This is a genomic window from Sinorhizobium sp. M4_45 (genome assembly GCF_002885915.1).
Classification (GTDB): Bacteria; Pseudomonadota; Alphaproteobacteria; order Rhizobiales; family Rhizobiaceae; genus Sinorhizobium; species Sinorhizobium meliloti_A.
In genome coordinates this window covers 334,660-349,401 of sequence record NZ_NWVE01000005.1, presented here as the reverse complement: position 1 = coordinate 349,401, position 14,742 = coordinate 334,660, and the positions used below count along the sequence as shown (strand labels likewise).

Below are 14,742 nucleotides of genomic sequence, written 5' to 3'. Positions count from 1 at the left end.
GATGCGTTTCCTGATCCCGCTCGTCATTCTCGGGCTGCCGCTTGCGGAAATCGCTGGCTTCGTCGCCGTCGGGCGCGAGATCGGCGTGGCGATGACGCTTCTTCTCGTTTTCGCAAGTGCCGTCGCCGGCATCGTGCTCCTGCGCATCCAGGGTTTCGGCGTGCTCCGGCGCGTGCAGGAGGCGGCACGGACGGGCAACGATCCGGGGCTGGACGTTCTCGGCGGTGTGCTGATCTTCATCGCCGCTATCCTCCTGATCGTGCCCGGTTTCATCAGCGACCTCGCCGGCCTTCTGATCTTTCTGCCCCCGGTCCGGCGCGCCATAGCCGACTTCCTGCGCAGCCGGATGACGATTTTGAGCAGCGCAACCGGCTTCTATCGTGCCTCGAGGCCCCAATCCTCCGGTTCCCGGTCCTCTGGCCCTCAATCCGCAGGGCCCCGGTCGGCTGGCACCCCTCGCGAGGAGCGCCGCGGGCCGCTGACGATCGATCTCGACGAGGACGAATTTTCGCGCAAGAAAAAGGACGAAGACGACCCGCCGCCGCCGGATCGTCTGCCTCATTGATCCGAGCTTCACTTTTTCTGATCCCGGCTCCAATCGGGTCTATAATCCGGTTTCCAAAGAAGGGCCGGATGTGCTCTTGCGTCGGGCCGGGCCGGGCCACGAGGGTTGTAAGCCCAAGCCCTAAATGTTAGATGGCCTCACCATTTCGAAGTCCGAGGAAACTCTTATGACGACTGATACCGCATCCAACGGCAACGGCAGTGCCCAGCAGCAGCAGAGCCCGTCGCTCAATATCCTGGCCCAGTACGTCAAGGACCTCTCCTTCGAGAACCCCGGCGCACCGCGTTCGCTGCAGGCTCGCGACCGCTCCCCGTCGATCAACATCAATGTCAACGTCAATGCCAATCCGCTGGCGGAGAATGATTTCGACGTTGTCCTGTCGTTGAGCGCCCAGGCCAAGGACGGCGACAAGATGCTCTTCAACGTCGAACTCGCCTATGGCGGCGTCTTCCGCGTCGCCGGCTTCCCGCAGGAGCACATGCTGCCGCTGCTCTTCATCGAGTGCCCGCGCCTCTTGTTCCCCTTCGCGCGCCAGATCGTAGCCGACGCCACCCGCAACGGCGGCTTCCCGCCGCTGATGATCGATCCCATCGATTTCGCGCAGATGTTTGCCCAGCGCATGGCTGAGGAAAAGGTCCGCGCGCAGGTGGCCAATACCAACGACACGGCCAACTGATCGGTCCGAACGACTGGTAGACCCGGCTCACCGAGCCGGGTTTTTTATGCCCGGCCTGCGCGATTCGCTTGAGAGACCCGCGGGCGCCGCGATACGGACAGGCCTAGAGCATTTGATCCCACGCACTTGCGGACGGATAACCGTTAGACACTTTTCCTGGAAGTGCTCTAAACGGCTTCCGATCTGAGGGCATAGTCGGATTCGCTGTATTTCTCCCAGATCGCATTCGCGCCGATCTTCGCGACGAGCGCCGCATGGGCAGCGATTTCTGCCTCCGTCAATCGTGGCCGCAAAGGCCGCTCCCTTTTGATGACGACGACCGGTCCGTCGTCGGCCTCCATCGACCGGCCATCCGTCTCCGTCATCACGAGACCAAGCGCGGCCTGGCGGCCGCCGATCATCTCGATATAGACCTCGGCCAGCAGCTCGGAGTCGAGCAGGGCCCCGTGCCTGGTTCGATGGGAGTTGTCTATACCGTAGCGACGGCAGAGCGCATCGAGCGAATTCGGTCCCATCGGGTGCTTGCGGCGGGCAAGAGCCAGAGTGTCGATAACCCGGTCGCTGCCGATCGGCGGCAGGCCGAGCCGCTCGAACTCCGCATTGATGAAGCCGATATCGAAGGTGGCGTTGTGGGCGACCCAACGGGCATCGCCGAAGAAATCGACGATTTCCCGGGCGACATCGGCAAAGGGCGGCTTGTCTTTCAGAAACTCGTCGGTGATGCCGTGGACGGCCAGAGCTTCCGGGTGAACCTTGCGCTCCCCCGGATTGATATAGATATGGATCGTGCGCCCCGTCGGAAACTGGTTCTCGAGCTCGATTCCGCCGATCTCGATCACCCGGTCCTCGCGATTGTCGAGGCCGGTCGTTTCCGTATCGAAGATGATTTCACGCATGCGGGAGCCCTGTGGACGATGTTTCGGGACGAATCACCCGAAGCTGACCTCCATTCTTAATGTCATTTGCTGCGCAATTGAAGGCCATCGCCGCCCTCATCCGGCCTGCCGGCCACCTTCTCCCGGAAAGCGGGGCGAAGGAAACTCGCGGCAGCGTCGTACTCGTTCCCTCTCCCCGCATTCGGGAGACGGCTAGGGTCAGGGACGTTTGCGAAGGTTAAGCCGCCCGCAAATCATCGACGATCGCACGGATCTGCTGCCGTGTGACGTCGAAGCTGTCGCTGGTGTCGACGATATAGTCGGCGCGGGCGCGCTTCTCGCTGTCGGGCACCTGCCGCTCGAGGATCATCGCAAATTTCTCGGCGGTCATTCCCGGGCGCTTCATGACGCGTTCCCTCTGCATCTCCGGATCGCAGGTCACGACGACGATGCGGTCGAGGCGCGCTTCCGCCTTGGTCTCGAAGAGGAGCGGAATATCGAGCAGCACGAAAGGCGCACCGTCCGCTCTGTGCCGCGCAATGAACTCCTGCTCCTTGGCGCGCACCAGCGGATGGACGATCCGTTCCAGCTCGGCGAGCCGCTCGGGCGCCGCAACAAGCCGAAGCGAAAGCTCGGCCCGGTCGATGACGCCGCCCCTGGCAACGCCCGGAAAGGCCGCTTCGACCGGAGCCACCGCTTCACCGCTATAGAGCATATGCACCACTTCGTCGGCATCGTTCACCGGCACGCCGAGTTCCCGGAACATGCCCGCAGCGGTCGATTTTCCCATTCCGATGGAGCCGGTAAGCCCGACGATGATCATGCGTGCCTGTCCATATCGCTGATGATGATCTGTCTTAGCGTTTCGTCGACGACCGGCCTCAGACCGAACCATTTCTCGAATCCGGGCACTGCCTGATGGAGAAGCATGCCGAGTCCGTCGACGGTGCGGAAGCCCTGCTCTTCCGCCTGCCGCAACAGCGGCGTTGTCAACGGCACGTAGACGATGTCGGTGACGACGGCCTCTGGCGCCAGGCCCGAAAAGTCGATCGCCGGCGCCGGCTCGCCGTTCATGCCGAGCGAGGTCGTGTTGACGAAGAGGCCGGCACCGGAAACGACCTCGGGAAGCGCCGCCATCGAATGTGCGTGCACCGCCGTGCCGAAGCGATCGGCCAGTTCCCTCGCCCTCTCGGGGGTGCGGTTCACCACATGGATCGTCTTGACCCCTCGGTCCCGGATCGCCTGGATCACCGCCCGGCTGGCGCCGCCGGCACCGAGAATCACTGCGGCCGAGATGCGGTCCCATCCTTTGGCGTTCTCGTCCAGATTGGCGACGAAGCCACGCCCGTCGGTGTTCGTCGCGCGGATTTCTCCATTTTCGAGCCAGAGGGTGTTGGCCGCTCCGAGTTCGGCGCTGAGCTCGTCCGGCCGATCGGCCAGCCGGAAGGCGGTCTCCTTATGCGGAATCGTGACATTTCCGCCGCAGAAATCGGTTCTTCCTTCCTTGATCTGCCGCATGAAATCGGGGAAGGCCTCGGGCGTGACCTCGTGGGCCCGGTAGCTTCCCCGAATTCCGAACTGCTTCAGCCAATGGCCATGAATGAGCGGCGATCGCGAATGCTTCACCGGATAGCCGGTTACAAAGGCATGGTTAACAAATGTTTCACGTGAATCATGCATCGATCGCACCCAGTTCGCGGAGCTTGGAGAGAAGCGGCAGCATCGGCAGGCCGAGTATGGTGAAGTAGTCGCCCTCGATGGTCTCAAAGAGCTGGATGCCCTCGCCTTCGAGCTGATAGGCGCCGACGCTTGTCAGCGCCTTCTCGCCCACCCTTGCAAGATGTCGATCTATGAAGCCGTCGCTCAATGGCCGCACGGTCATCTTCGCAGTCGAGACGTGCCGCCAAACGACCTCGTCGTCGCGCACGAGAACGATCGCACTGTTGAGACTGTGCGTCCTGCCCGAGAGCGACCGGAGATGCTCGGCGGCTTCCGTCTTGTCGCGGGGCTTGTGATAGACGCGGGTTCCAAGCGACATCGTCTGATCCGAACCGATGACAAGGGCGTTCGGAAAATACCGTGCGACATCCTTCCCCTTGGCCTCGGCAAGCGCCAGGGCGACATCGGCCGGCGAAGCACCAGACGCTTCCAGCGGCTGCTCGAGCGCACGCTCGTCGATCGCGGCGGCCCGGGCCTCGAAGGCCAATCCTGCATTGGCAAGCAGAGTGCGACGAAAAGGACTGGCCGAGGCCAATACGAGCAAGGATTTCATTTTTCCGGTTCCGTGTTCGCGGTCTGCAAGCTGTTCTTGCGGCTCGCTCTATCTAAGCCGCGGCCGCAGGGCAACAATTGCGGCGGCAGTCTCCTCTATCGAGCGCCGCGTCACGTCGATCAGCGGCCAGTTGTTGCGCGCGCAAAGCGAGCGGGCATATTTCAGCTCCTCGGCGATCGCCGCCCGGTCGGTATAGTCTTCCCCGTGGAAGCTCTGCGTCGTTCCGAGCACGCGATGCTGGCGCACCTGGGAGAGGCGCTCGGCCGAAGCGATGAGCCCGACGATGAGCGGTTTCGTCGCCTTCAGGAGCGCATCGGGCAGGGACACGCCGGGCACGATCGGAATGTTCGCCGTCTTTATACCGCGATTGGCGAGATAGATGCTCGTCGGTGTTTTCGACGTGCGGCTCACACCCACAAGGACCACATCCGCCTCGTTGAAATCGGAGGGAATCTGACCGTCGTCATGATCCATCGTGAAGTTCAACGCCTCGATACGGGCGAAGTATTCGGCATCCATGACATGCTGCGCGCCCGAGCGGCGGCGCGAGGGCGAGCCGAGATAGGATTGGAAAAGTTCGATGATCGGGTCGAGGACCGAGACGCAGGGCACGCCGATCTCGCGGCACCGCTGATCGATGAGGCCGGCAAGTTCCCGGTCGACGATCGTGTAGAGGACGATTCCCGGTGCCCCGTCGACCGCGTCCATGACCTGCATCAGCTGCTTCCGGTTGCGGATCAGCGGATAGACGTGTTCCAGCGCATGGGAGGTCTGGAATTGCGCTGCAGCGGCTCGACCGGCGGCGATCAGAGTTTCGCCGGTCGAATCGGAGATCAGATGCAGATGGAAGTAGTTTTTGCGGTTCTCCACGCAATTCTCCGCGGTCTGTTGATAAGGCGGGACAAAAACAGCTAACGGCGGCGCCTGGCTTCAGGCAAGTGGAAAAGCGGCGACTTGTTCACATCTGACACCGAACCGGAAATCTCTTGCCGGGGCATGTGGACAAGACTCATGGCCACGACAAATTGTCACGCGGATCGACTCCTCATCCACAGGAACCGCAAACTCCCGACCGCCGGCAAAGGACTGACTCTGCAGTGTTTTCCCGGGTTTCCCCGCTCAACGCGCAAATTGGCCGGAATCCCTCCCGCCTTTTTGCGGGAGATTGAGGCGGACTGGATAGGATGAGGATCGATTTTAATCCTTGATACCCACCGACTCTAAGAAATAGAAACCTTATAAATTCAGTTTTATTTTTAGATTAGGAAGCGGCAAGTGAGCGGAACGCATCGCAAAGTGCTGGAGGTTTTGAGCGGCAAAACGCTCACCCCTCCCCCCATCTGGCTGATGCGACAGGCAGGACGCTATCTCCCCGAATACAGGGCGGTGCGTGCGAAGGCCGGAAGCTTTCTCGACCTCTGTTACACGCCGGATCTCGCGGTCGAAGTGACCTTACAGCCGATCCGCCGCTACGGCTTCGACGCCGCGATCCTTTTCTCCGATATTCTCGTGGTGCCCGATGGGCTCAAGCGCAATGTCCGCTTCGAAGAGGGACAGGGTCCACGAATGGATCCGATCGACGAGGACGGGATTGGCCGGCTGAGCCCCGATGGCGTCATCGCTCACCTGGCTCCGGTTTTCGAGACGGTCGCCCGGCTGAGACGCGAACTGCCGACGGAGACCACGCTCCTCGGTTTCTGCGGGGCGCCCTGGACGGTGGCGACCTATATGATCGCCGGCCGCGGGACGCCGGATCAGGCGCCTGCGCGTCTTTTCGCCTACCGTCATCCCAAGGCTTTCGAGCGCCTTCTGACGCTGCTCGCCGATATTTCCGCCGACTATCTGGTAGAGCAGATCGATGCCGGCGCCGATGCGGTGCAAATCTTCGATTCCTGGGCCGGTGTGCTTGGTGAGGAGGAGTTTCAGCGATTCGCGATCGAGCCCGTCCGGCGGATGATCGCATCCGTCCGCGCGCGCCGCCCCTCTGCGAAAATCATCGCTTTCGCGAAGGGTGCGGGCCTTCTGCTGAAGAATTATCGGCAGGCGACCGGTGCGGATGCGATCGGCCTCGACTGGTCGGTGCCGCTCTCCTTCGCCGCCGAATTGCAGAAGGACGGTCCCGTTCAGGGCAATCTCGATCCGGTACGGGTCGTGGCAGGTGGCGCGGCGCTGGAGCATGGAACCGATCGCATCCTGGACGTCCTCGGCCAGGGGCCGCTGATCTTCAATCTCGGCCACGGCATAACGCCGGACGCCGATCCGGATCACGTTGCCGCACTCGTCGCCCGCGTTCGGGGATCGCGATGAAAGGGCAGCTATGAGAGGGGAACGCCAAACCGACAGCGTTCCGGGTAAACGGGCGCGCCTTCGTGCGGCGATCGCGGTCGCGGCCTTTGCGGCTTTGCTGATCGGCCTCTTCGCCGGGCAGCCGGACGACCTCTATCTGTGGATCAAGGCGCTCCACATCATCGCGGTGATCTCCTGGATGGCGGCGCTGCTCTACATGCCGCGTCTGTTCATCTATCACACCGATGCAGCGCCCGGATCGGAACAGTCCGAGACCTTCAAGATGATGGAACAGCGACTGCTCAAGGTCATCATGAATCCGGCCATGATGATCTCTTGGGTGCTCGGACTTTACCTCGCCTGGAGCGTCTACGGCTTTATGGGCGGCTGGCTGCATGCGAAGATTCTCTGCGTTTTTCTGCTGACGCTGGTGCATGTGCATTTCAGCCGCGCGGTGAAAGCCTTCCAGCGGGACGAGAATCGCCGCGACGCGCGCTATTGGCGGCTGATGAACGAGGCGCCAACCCTGCTTATGATCGCCATCGTCATCCTCGTCGTGGTGAAACCATTTTGAATTCAATCGATTCGCAGTTGCAATAGTTGCTGCTAATTTGCCGCGACCCCTTGCGGCGCTTCACGTGAATCGCTATTTTCCCTCATCTCCTTCTTCCTGTGGCCTGTGACGAAGTTTTAGAGCCTGCCTCTTCCCCCCTCGCAGCTCCCTGACAAATCGCGCCGGCTCCCAATCCCCTATCAAGCACGGACCCTTCATGGCTGAAATGAAGCTTCAAGAACTTAAGAACAAGACGCCGACCGACCTCCTGGCCTTTGCCGAAGAGCTCGAGGTGGAGAATGCCAGCACGATGCGCAAGCAGGAGCTGATGTTCGCGATCCTCAAAATGCTGGCTCAGCAGGAGATCGAGATCATCGGCGAGGGCGTCGTCGAGGTCCTGCAGGACGGATTCGGATTTCTGCGCTCGGCGAATGCGAACTATCTCCCCGGTCCCGACGATATCTACATTTCGCCGTCGCAGATCCGCCGCTTCTCATTGAAGACCGGCGACACGGTCGAGGGCCCGATCCGCGGGCCGAAGGAAGGCGAACGCTATTTCGCGCTTCTGAAGGTCAACACGATCAACTTCGACGATCCGGAGAAAATCCGCCACAAGGTTCACTTCGACAACCTGACGCCGCTCTATCCGAACGAGCGCTTCAAGATGGAACTCGAGGTCCCGACGTCCAAGGATCTCTCGGCGCGCGTCATCGATCTGGTCGCGCCGCTCGGCAAGGGCCAGCGTGGCCTGATCGTCGCGCCGCCGCGCACCGGTAAGACGGTGCTTCTCCAGAACATCGCGCATTCGATCACGGCGAACCATCCGGAATGCTACCTGATCGTCCTCCTGATCGACGAGCGGCCGGAGGAAGTCACGGACATGCAGCGCTCGGTCAAGGGCGAGGTAGTGTCCTCGACCTTCGACGAGCCGGCGACGCGCCACGTCCAGGTCGCCGAGATGGTGATCGAAAAGGCCAAGCGCCTCGTGGAACACGGTCGCGATGTGGTGATCCTGCTCGACTCCGTCACCCGTCTCGGCCGCGCCTACAACACGGTCGTTCCCTCATCGGGCAAGGTACTGACCGGCGGTGTCGACGCAAACGCTCTGCAGCGTCCGAAGCGCTTCTTCGGCGCGGCCCGCAACATCGAAGAAGGCGGATCGCTGACGATCATCGCAACGGCTCTGATCGACACCGGTAGCCGTATGGACGAAGTCATCTTCGAAGAGTTCAAGGGCACCGGCAACTCGGAAATCGTCCTCGACCGCAAGGTCGCCGACAAGCGCATCTTCCCGGCCATGGACATTCTGAAGTCCGGCACGCGTAAGGAGGACCTCCTTGTCCCGCGTCAGGACCTGCAGAAGATCTTCGTGCTGCGCCGCATTCTCGCGCCGATGGGCACCACCGACGCGATCGAGTTCCTCATCGATAAACTGAAGCAGACGAAGACCAACGGCGACTTCTTCGACTCGATGAATACGTAAGATCGAGACTCTCTTTCTCAGCCGAGAGGCCGGCGCCGCCCAGCGCCGGCCTCTCGCGTATCCGGGATGGAGCACTTCCTTCTGCCGCCATTTTCCCCCATCGACCGTGATCCCGGGACGGGAGTGATTCACGTGAAACGCCGGGGTGGATATGCGCCCAAACAGAGCGACACTTGATTTCGAGCGCGGCTCGGTGCATAAGGCGGCTTCGCAATAGCCGGACGAGTGTCGCACCAATTGCGCTTCCGAGGCTCTGCCCGATCCCCAATGTTCAATATGCCGAAATGGCGGGTATGGCCGGCGCCAAACCTGCTCGTCGTTGCGTAAACCGGTAAGCCGATGCCATCCACCGATACGATCTACGCTCTTTCGAGCGGCTCGCTGCCTGCAGGCGTTGCCATTATACGTGTGAGCGGTCCGGCGACCGCTGATGCGCTGGTGCGACTTTGCGGAGCTCTGCCTGCGCCACGCATCGCGGCGCTCAGAACGATTCGGACTCGAAACGGTGAGACGCTGGACAGCGGCCTGGTGCTCTATTTCCCGGCGCCGGCGTCTTTCACCGGTGAAGATTGCTGCGAATTGCAGGTTCACGGCGGACGAGCCGTGGTAAGCGCCATCCTCGAGGAGCTCGCCGCAACTGAGGGGCTACGGCATGCGGAGGCCGGAGAGTTCGCAAGGCGGGCGTTTCAGAACGGCAAACTGGACTTGGTGGAGGTGGAGGGGCTGGCCGACCTGATTGCTGCAGAGACGGAAATGCAGCGTCGTCTCGCCATAGAGCATTCGGGCGGCGGACAATCCGCACTCTATGCCGGTTGGGCCCGACGGCTGACCCATTCGCGGGCAATGATCGAGGCAGAGCTCGACTTTGCGGATGAAGACGATGTGCCGGGTTCCGTCAGCGCCGCGATCTGGGAGGATATCGGCAGGCTCCGCCAGGAAATCGATGAACATATCGCGCGCGCCGGCCTGGCCGAAATCATCCGGGACGGGCTCAAGATCGTCATTGCCGGTGAGCCGAACGCAGGCAAGTCGAGCTTGCTGAATGCACTGGCCCGAAGGGACATCGCGATCGTGACGGAGGTCGCGGGAACTACACGCGACGTTCTGTCCGTAGACCTTTCCTTAGCCGGATTCTCAGTTAAACTCTTCGATACGGCGGGACTTCGTGAAACGGATGAGCTTGTGGAGCGGGAGGGTATTCGGAGAGCCCGGCAGGTTATCGCCGATGCCGATCTTGTCCTTCTGCTATCGGAAAAACCGGGATCATTCCGGCTTGATGAGGCTCTTCCGGAAAAGGTCCCCGTCATTCGGGTCGCAACCAAGGTCGACCGCCCCTCACCAAGTTGGGCTCCATCGGATGCGGACATTTTTCTTTCCACGAGGACCGGTGAGGGCATGGCCGATCTATTGACGGCACTGCAGTCGCATCTCCCCGATCTGGCCGGTAAGACAGCCCTAGCGATGCCGTCCCGGAAGCGCCACGTCGATTGTCTGCGACAGGCCAGTTCGGCGCTGGAGCGGAGCCTGAGTTTTTCCGAACTCGAACTGCGTGCTGAGCAGCTTCGGCAAGCAGGAGATGCCCTGGGTAAGATTACCGGGCGGGTCGATGTGGAGAACCTTTTGGACGTGATATTCTCCGAGTTCTGTATCGGAAAATAACGCGACGGATACAACGCAGGCGAGTCGCCTCGGGCGTTTCACGTGAAACGCCCTTGACTCGACGGCATGAACTGACAATCAAGGCGGAAGCTGAGCAAAGCTAGGCTGGAGCATGTCTGAGATGGACTATGATGTCATTGTGATCGGTGGAGGCCACGCAGGCTGCGAGGCTGCCTCTGCTTCCGCGCGGCTCGGCGCCCGTACAGTTCTCATCACACATAAAAGGAATACGATCGGGGTAATGTCCTGCAACCCCGCGATCGGCGGGTTGGGCAAGGGCCACCTCGTTCGGGAGATCGATGCGCTCGACGGCCTCATGGGACGTGTGGCCGATGCCGCGGGTATTCAGTTCCGGCTTCTCAACCGGCGTAAGGGGCCTGCAGTGCGCGGTCCCCGCACCCAGGCAGACCGCAAGCTGTATCGCGAGGCGATGCAGCGGGAGATCGACGGGATCGAGCACCTCTCGGTGATCGAAGGGGATGCCTTCGACCTGTTGACCGAAGACGGTGTGGTTCGTGGCGTGATTATGAAGGACGGCCGAGTCTTTCGCGCATCAGCCGTCGTTCTCACGACCGGCACGTTTCTAAAGGGCCTCATTCATATCGGCCAGCGCAAGATACCGGCCGGTCGCGCGGGCGAGGAACCGTCCTTGGGTCTCTCTGAGACACTGCGGCGCTTCGGCCTGCAGCTTGGTCGATTGAAGACCGGCACGCCGGCGCGCCTGGACGGACGCACGGTCGAGTGGGACCGCGTCGGGCGTCAAGGCCCGGACGAAAATCCGGTCCCGTTCTCCTTCATGACCGATGCGATCATCAATCGCCAGATTGATTGCGGCGTGACGCGGACCACGGATGCGACGCATAAGATTATCGCCGATAACATCCACCAGTCCGCGATGTATTCGGGACAGATCGGAGGCGTTGGCCCACGCTACTGCCCCTCTATCGAGGACAAGATCGTCCGCTTCGGCGAGAGAGATGGACACCAGATCTTTCTGGAGCCGGAGGGACTAGACGATGACACCGTCTATCCGAACGGGATTTCGACCTCCCTTCCCGAGGATGTGCAGGACGCCTTCATTCGTACGATTCCCGGTCTGGAGCAGGTCAAGATTCTCCAGCCGGGTTACGCGATCGAGTACGATCATGTCGATCCGCGGGAGCTGGAACTTTCCCTGGGCGTGCGCAAAATGCCCGGACTGTATCTTGCGGGTCAGATAAACGGCACGACGGGATATGAAGAAGCCGGAGCTCAGGGCCTCGTTGCCGGTTTGAATGCCGCGCTTCGCGCGAGCGGACGAGCTCCCTATGTCTTCAGCCGCACGGACTCCTATATCGGCGTGATGATCGATGACCTGACCTCGCGGGGAATAAGCGAACCCTATCGCATGTTTACCTCGCGGGCGGAATACAGGCTGTCGTTGCGCGCAGATAATGCCGATATGCGGCTGACGCCAGCGGGCATTGCGCTCGGATGTGTCGGCGACGCGCGCCGTCAACGCTTCGAGGCATGGAAGCATTCCTTCGAGACGGGACGCAGGCTCCTGCAGTCACTTTCGGTTACGCCAAGCGAGGGCAAGCGTTTCGGCCTGAAGCTCAATCAGGACGGCCAGCGTCGTACCGCTTTCGATATCCTCTCTTATCCGGATCAGTCGATCGCTGCTTTGAAACCGGTTTGGTCCGAACTTCAAAACATTCCGGCCGGGGTGGTCGAGGCGCTGGAGATCGATGCGGCCTATGCTGTCTATATGGATCGCCAGGCCACTGACATTGCCGGTGTAAGGCGTGACGAGAATACGATCATACCGGATGATTTCGATTACGACGTGCTTCCCGGGCTTTCGAACGAGCTGAAGCAAAAGTTGGCACAACACAAGCCGCGGAACCTCGCCCAGGCTATGAAGGTCGATGGCGTGACGCCCGCGGCGATATCTCTCATTCTGTCCTGGCTACGAAGGCAGGATCGCCAGGCACAACGTGTGGGTGGATAGGGTATACAATGCAAGCGAGTCTAGTTCCGGCACTGAACGGATTGCGTGTTTCACGTGAAACGGTCGAAAAGCTCGAGCATTTTGCCTCCCTCTTCCAGAAATGGGCGCGATCGATCAATCTCGTCGCCCCCTCGACGCTGGGGGATCTATGGCAGCGCCATATCCTAGATAGCATCCAGCTTTATCAACTCTCCCCTGCCCCGAAGACCTGGGTCGATCTCGGAAGCGGCGGAGGATTTCCTGGGGTCATTACGGCCATTTGTCTTTCCGAGGCAGAGAACGGATGGGTTCACCTGGTCGAGAGCAATAACAAGAAGGCTGCCTTTTTACGCGTCGCGCTCAGGGAAACCGGTGCCAGGGGTTCCGTTCATCCGATTCGAATCGAAGCGGCACCCGCTGAAATCCCGAATTGCGACGCGATTTCGGCGCGTGCGCTCGCCGATCTGAGCCAACTGCTCGATCTTTGTGCGCCATGGATGCTCATGGAAGGCTCCAAAACGGTGGCATTCTTTCACAAAGGGCGGGATTATCAGCAGGAAGTCGACAAAGCCGTTAGCCGCTTTCAATTCGATCTGTTAAAACATGCAAGTGTCGTCGAGCCGGATTCGGTTGTGCTCGAGATTGCAAATCTTTCACGTCGGACGAAGTGATAGGCGAGCGAAACATGTTTGGCCCAAAGAATCGGATCATCACTATTGCCAATCAGAAGGGCGGCGTCGGCAAAACGACGACGGCCATCAATCTTGCTACGGCGCTGGCCGCCATCGGTGAAAGGGTGCTGATCGTCGATCTCGATCCGCAAGGCAATGCGAGCACCGGGCTGGGTATCCAGCGTCGTGCCCGGCATCTGTCTTCCTACGAGCTGATGATGGGGACCCATTCGATCGGCCAGATTGCCCAGGATACGGCGGTGCCAAATCTGGCCATCGTGCCTTCGACCATGGATCTGCTCGGCGTCGAGATGGAGATTTCCAAGGAATCGGATCGAGTTTTCAGGCTGCGTAAGGCTTTGGCTTCGGTGGACGCTCTTGCCTATTCCTATGTGCTGGTCGACTGCCCGCCATCGTTCAATCTTTTGACGATGAACGCAATGGCAGCCGCGCATTCGGTTCTCGTACCATTGCAGTGTGAGTTTTTTGCGCTAGAAGGCTTGAGCCAGCTGCTGGAGACGGTCGATCAGGTGCGGCAGACGGTGAATCCGGGCCTCGATATTCAGGGCATCGTGCTGACCATGTTCGATTCCCGGAACAATCTCGCCCAGCAAGTTGTCAGCGACGTTCGCTTGCATTTGGGAGATAAAGTTTATCATACCCTCATTCCCCGCAATGTGCGGGTGTCCGAGGCCCCTTCCTATGGCAAGCCGGCCATTCTTTATGATCTCAAATGCGCCGGAAGTCAGGCCTATCTCCAACTGGCTTCGGAAGTCATTCAGCGCGAGAGGCAGCGGAAGGCCGCTTAATCGTTTCGGTAGCGTAACTAATCAGGTGTCAGATGAACGATGACAGCTCCAAGAGGCGTCTGGGTCGCGGCCTTGCCGCGTTGATCGGCGAAATGGACCAGCCGCTGAACGCCGGCGCGGCTCCGGCCGCCGCCATCAGCGCCGATCGGCGGATCCCGATCGAGTTCGTTTCCCGCAACCCTCGCAACCCCCGCCGGCAGTTCGACGAGGCTGAGCTGCAGGACCTTGCAAGCTCGATCCGCCAGCACGGCATCGTTCAGCCGGTCGTCGTGCGCACCGTCGGTCACGACCGCTATGAGATCATTGCCGGTGAAAGGCGCTGGCGCGCGGCGCAACTTGCGGGCTTCACCGAAATACCGGTCATCGTGCGCGATGTCGACGACAGGACAGCGCTCGAGATCGCCATTGTCGAGAACGTTCAGCGCTCCGACCTCAATCCCCTCGAAGAAGCCCTGGGCTACGAGCAACTGATCGCGGAACACGGCTACACGCAGAACGATCTCGGCGACATCATCGGCAAGAGCCGGAGCCATGTTGCGAACAGCCTTCGCCTTCTGAAGCTGCCGGAGCCCGTGCGCGACATGCTTTCCGATGGCAGCCTTTCCGCGGGCCATGCCCGCGCCCTTATACCCACATCGGACCCAGTGGCCTTGGCGCGTGCGGTCGTCTCGAAAGGTCTTTCGGTCCGCGAGGCCGAACGGCTGGCGCAGAATGACATCAAGTCGCAGAACGATCCCAACTACGCAAAGGGCCGCCAGCGCGAGGAGAAGGACGCCGATACGCTGGCGCTGGAGCGCACCCTGTCCGATAGCCTCGGCCTGGAAGTGAGTGTCAACCACAAGGCCAGTGGCGGGCACCTCAAGATTACATATAAGACGCTCGACCAGTTGGAAGAGATTTGCCGGCTGCTCGAGCGGCGTTGAC

At 60.8% G+C, this 14,742-nt stretch carries 15 protein-coding genes; 10 read left to right on the top strand and 5 right to left on the bottom strand.

Going from position 1 to position 14,742, the window contains the following annotated elements; all coding sequences use genetic code 11:
* Nucleotide 1: 1 nt before the first annotated feature.
* Nucleotides 2-565, top strand: coding sequence for an FxsA family protein (locus CN933_RS16795; protein WP_102761831.1), 564 nt, complete (start codon nucleotides 2-4; stop codon nucleotides 563-565).
* A 166-nt stretch (nucleotides 566-731) separates the two neighbouring features.
* Nucleotides 732-1,241 carry a protein-export chaperone SecB gene (gene secB, locus CN933_RS16790; protein WP_026169012.1) on the top strand — a complete coding sequence of 170 codons (510 nt, stop codon included), beginning with the start codon at nucleotides 732-734 and terminating at the stop codon, nucleotides 1,239-1,241.
* Nucleotides 1,242-1,408: 167 nt separating this feature from the next.
* On the opposite strand, the gene dnaQ is transcribed toward secB, so the two are convergent.
* The 5 genes from dnaQ to CN933_RS16765 all read right to left on the bottom strand — a co-directional run bounded on the left by dnaQ (nucleotide 1,409) and on the right by CN933_RS16765 (nucleotide 5,258).
* Complete coding sequence (gene dnaQ / locus CN933_RS16785) at nucleotides 1,409-2,137, bottom strand: DNA polymerase III subunit epsilon (protein WP_018098690.1); 729 nt, start codon at nucleotides 2,135-2,137, stop codon at nucleotides 1,409-1,411.
* 217 nt (nucleotides 2,138-2,354) lie between these two features.
* Nucleotides 2,355-2,939 carry a dephospho-CoA kinase gene (coaE, locus tag CN933_RS16780; RefSeq protein ID WP_018098691.1) on the bottom strand — a complete coding sequence of 195 codons (585 nt, stop codon included), beginning with the start codon at nucleotides 2,937-2,939 and terminating at the stop codon, nucleotides 2,355-2,357.
* On the bottom strand, nucleotides 2,936-3,796 hold the full coding sequence (locus CN933_RS16775) for a shikimate dehydrogenase (RefSeq protein WP_018098692.1): 861 nt from the start codon (nucleotides 3,794-3,796) through the stop codon (nucleotides 2,936-2,938). Before CN933_RS16775 ends, coaE begins: the two co-directional genes overlap by 4 nt.
* The gene (locus tag CN933_RS16770; RefSeq protein WP_018098693.1) at nucleotides 3,789-4,388 is read right to left on the bottom strand and encodes a Maf-like protein; all 600 of its coding nucleotides are present in this window, start codon (nucleotides 4,386-4,388) and stop codon (nucleotides 3,789-3,791) included. Before CN933_RS16770 ends, CN933_RS16775 begins: the two co-directional genes overlap by 8 nt.
* Nucleotides 4,389-4,436: 48 nt before the next feature.
* Complete coding sequence (locus tag CN933_RS16765) at nucleotides 4,437-5,258, bottom strand: pyruvate, water dikinase regulatory protein (RefSeq protein ID WP_018098694.1); 822 nt, start codon at nucleotides 5,256-5,258, stop codon at nucleotides 4,437-4,439.
* A 405-nt stretch (nucleotides 5,259-5,663) separates the two neighbouring features.
* Between CN933_RS16765 and hemE the strand changes: the two genes are divergently transcribed.
* The 8 genes from hemE to CN933_RS16725 all read left to right on the top strand — a co-directional run bounded on the left by hemE (nucleotide 5,664) and on the right by CN933_RS16725 (nucleotide 14,741).
* Nucleotides 5,664-6,695, top strand: coding sequence for a uroporphyrinogen decarboxylase (gene hemE / locus CN933_RS16760; RefSeq protein ID WP_018098695.1), 1,032 nt, complete (start codon nucleotides 5,664-5,666; stop codon nucleotides 6,693-6,695).
* A gap of 10 nt (nucleotides 6,696-6,705) precedes the next feature.
* The gene (gene hemJ, locus CN933_RS16755; protein WP_018098696.1) at nucleotides 6,706-7,248 is read left to right on the top strand and encodes a protoporphyrinogen oxidase HemJ; all 543 of its coding nucleotides are present in this window, start codon (nucleotides 6,706-6,708) and stop codon (nucleotides 7,246-7,248) included.
* Between the two features lie 196 nt (nucleotides 7,249-7,444).
* Complete coding sequence (gene rho, locus CN933_RS16750; RefSeq protein WP_010970587.1) at nucleotides 7,445-8,710, top strand: transcription termination factor Rho; 1,266 nt, start codon at nucleotides 7,445-7,447, stop codon at nucleotides 8,708-8,710.
* Between the two features lie 339 nt (nucleotides 8,711-9,049).
* Nucleotides 9,050-10,369, top strand: coding sequence for a tRNA uridine-5-carboxymethylaminomethyl(34) synthesis GTPase MnmE (mnmE, locus tag CN933_RS16745; RefSeq protein ID WP_102761830.1), 1,320 nt, complete (start codon nucleotides 9,050-9,052; stop codon nucleotides 10,367-10,369).
* Nucleotides 10,370-10,481: 112 nt separating this feature from the next.
* Nucleotides 10,482-12,359, top strand: a complete 1,878-nt coding sequence (gene mnmG / locus CN933_RS16740) for a tRNA uridine-5-carboxymethylaminomethyl(34) synthesis enzyme MnmG (RefSeq protein WP_026169013.1) — start codon at nucleotides 10,482-10,484, stop codon at nucleotides 12,357-12,359.
* An 8-nt stretch (nucleotides 12,360-12,367) separates the two neighbouring features.
* Nucleotides 12,368-13,009, top strand: coding sequence for a 16S rRNA (guanine(527)-N(7))-methyltransferase RsmG (gene rsmG, locus CN933_RS16735; protein ID WP_018098699.1), 642 nt, complete (start codon nucleotides 12,368-12,370; stop codon nucleotides 13,007-13,009).
* A 14-nt stretch (nucleotides 13,010-13,023) separates the two neighbouring features.
* Nucleotides 13,024-13,818, top strand: coding sequence for a ParA family protein (locus CN933_RS16730; RefSeq protein WP_013844943.1), 795 nt, complete (start codon nucleotides 13,024-13,026; stop codon nucleotides 13,816-13,818).
* A 32-nt stretch (nucleotides 13,819-13,850) separates the two neighbouring features.
* Nucleotides 13,851-14,741: a ParB/RepB/Spo0J family partition protein gene (locus CN933_RS16725; RefSeq protein ID WP_018098700.1), complete on the top strand. Its 891-nt coding sequence runs from the start codon at nucleotides 13,851-13,853 to the stop codon at nucleotides 14,739-14,741.
* The last annotated feature ends 1 nt before the right edge of the window (nucleotide 14,742 follow it).

Excerpts from the sequence above, each read along its gene's own strand:
- secB (WP_026169012.1), top strand. The coding sequence starts at position 732 with ATGACGACTGATACCGCATCCAACGGCAACGGCAGTGCCCAGCAGCAG.
- dnaQ (WP_018098690.1), bottom strand. The coding sequence starts at position 2,137 with ATGCGTGAAATCATCTTCGATACGGAAACGACCGGCCTCGACAATCGC.
- CN933_RS16725 (WP_018098700.1), top strand. The coding sequence starts at position 13,851 with ATGAACGATGACAGCTCCAAGAGGCGTCTGGGTCGCGGCCTTGCCGCG.
- CN933_RS16770 (WP_018098693.1), bottom strand. The coding sequence starts at position 4,388 with ATGAAATCCTTGCTCGTATTGGCCTCGGCCAGTCCTTTTCGTCGCACT.
- coaE (WP_018098691.1), bottom strand. The coding sequence starts at position 2,939 with ATGATCATCGTCGGGCTTACCGGCTCCATCGGAATGGGAAAATCGACC.
- CN933_RS16775 (WP_018098692.1), bottom strand. The coding sequence starts at position 3,796 with ATGCATGATTCACGTGAAACATTTGTTAACCATGCCTTTGTAACCGGC.
- mnmG (WP_026169013.1), top strand. The coding sequence starts at position 10,482 with ATGTCTGAGATGGACTATGATGTCATTGTGATCGGTGGAGGCCACGCA.
- mnmE (WP_102761830.1), top strand. The coding sequence starts at position 9,050 with ATGCCATCCACCGATACGATCTACGCTCTTTCGAGCGGCTCGCTGCCT.
- rho (WP_010970587.1), top strand. The coding sequence starts at position 7,445 with ATGGCTGAAATGAAGCTTCAAGAACTTAAGAACAAGACGCCGACCGAC.
- hemJ (WP_018098696.1), top strand. The coding sequence starts at position 6,706 with ATGAGAGGGGAACGCCAAACCGACAGCGTTCCGGGTAAACGGGCGCGC.
- CN933_RS16795 (WP_102761831.1), top strand. The coding sequence starts at position 2 with ATGCGTTTCCTGATCCCGCTCGTCATTCTCGGGCTGCCGCTTGCGGAA.
- CN933_RS16730 (WP_013844943.1), top strand. The coding sequence starts at position 13,024 with ATGTTTGGCCCAAAGAATCGGATCATCACTATTGCCAATCAGAAGGGC.
- rsmG (WP_018098699.1), top strand. The coding sequence starts at position 12,368 with ATGCAAGCGAGTCTAGTTCCGGCACTGAACGGATTGCGTGTTTCACGT.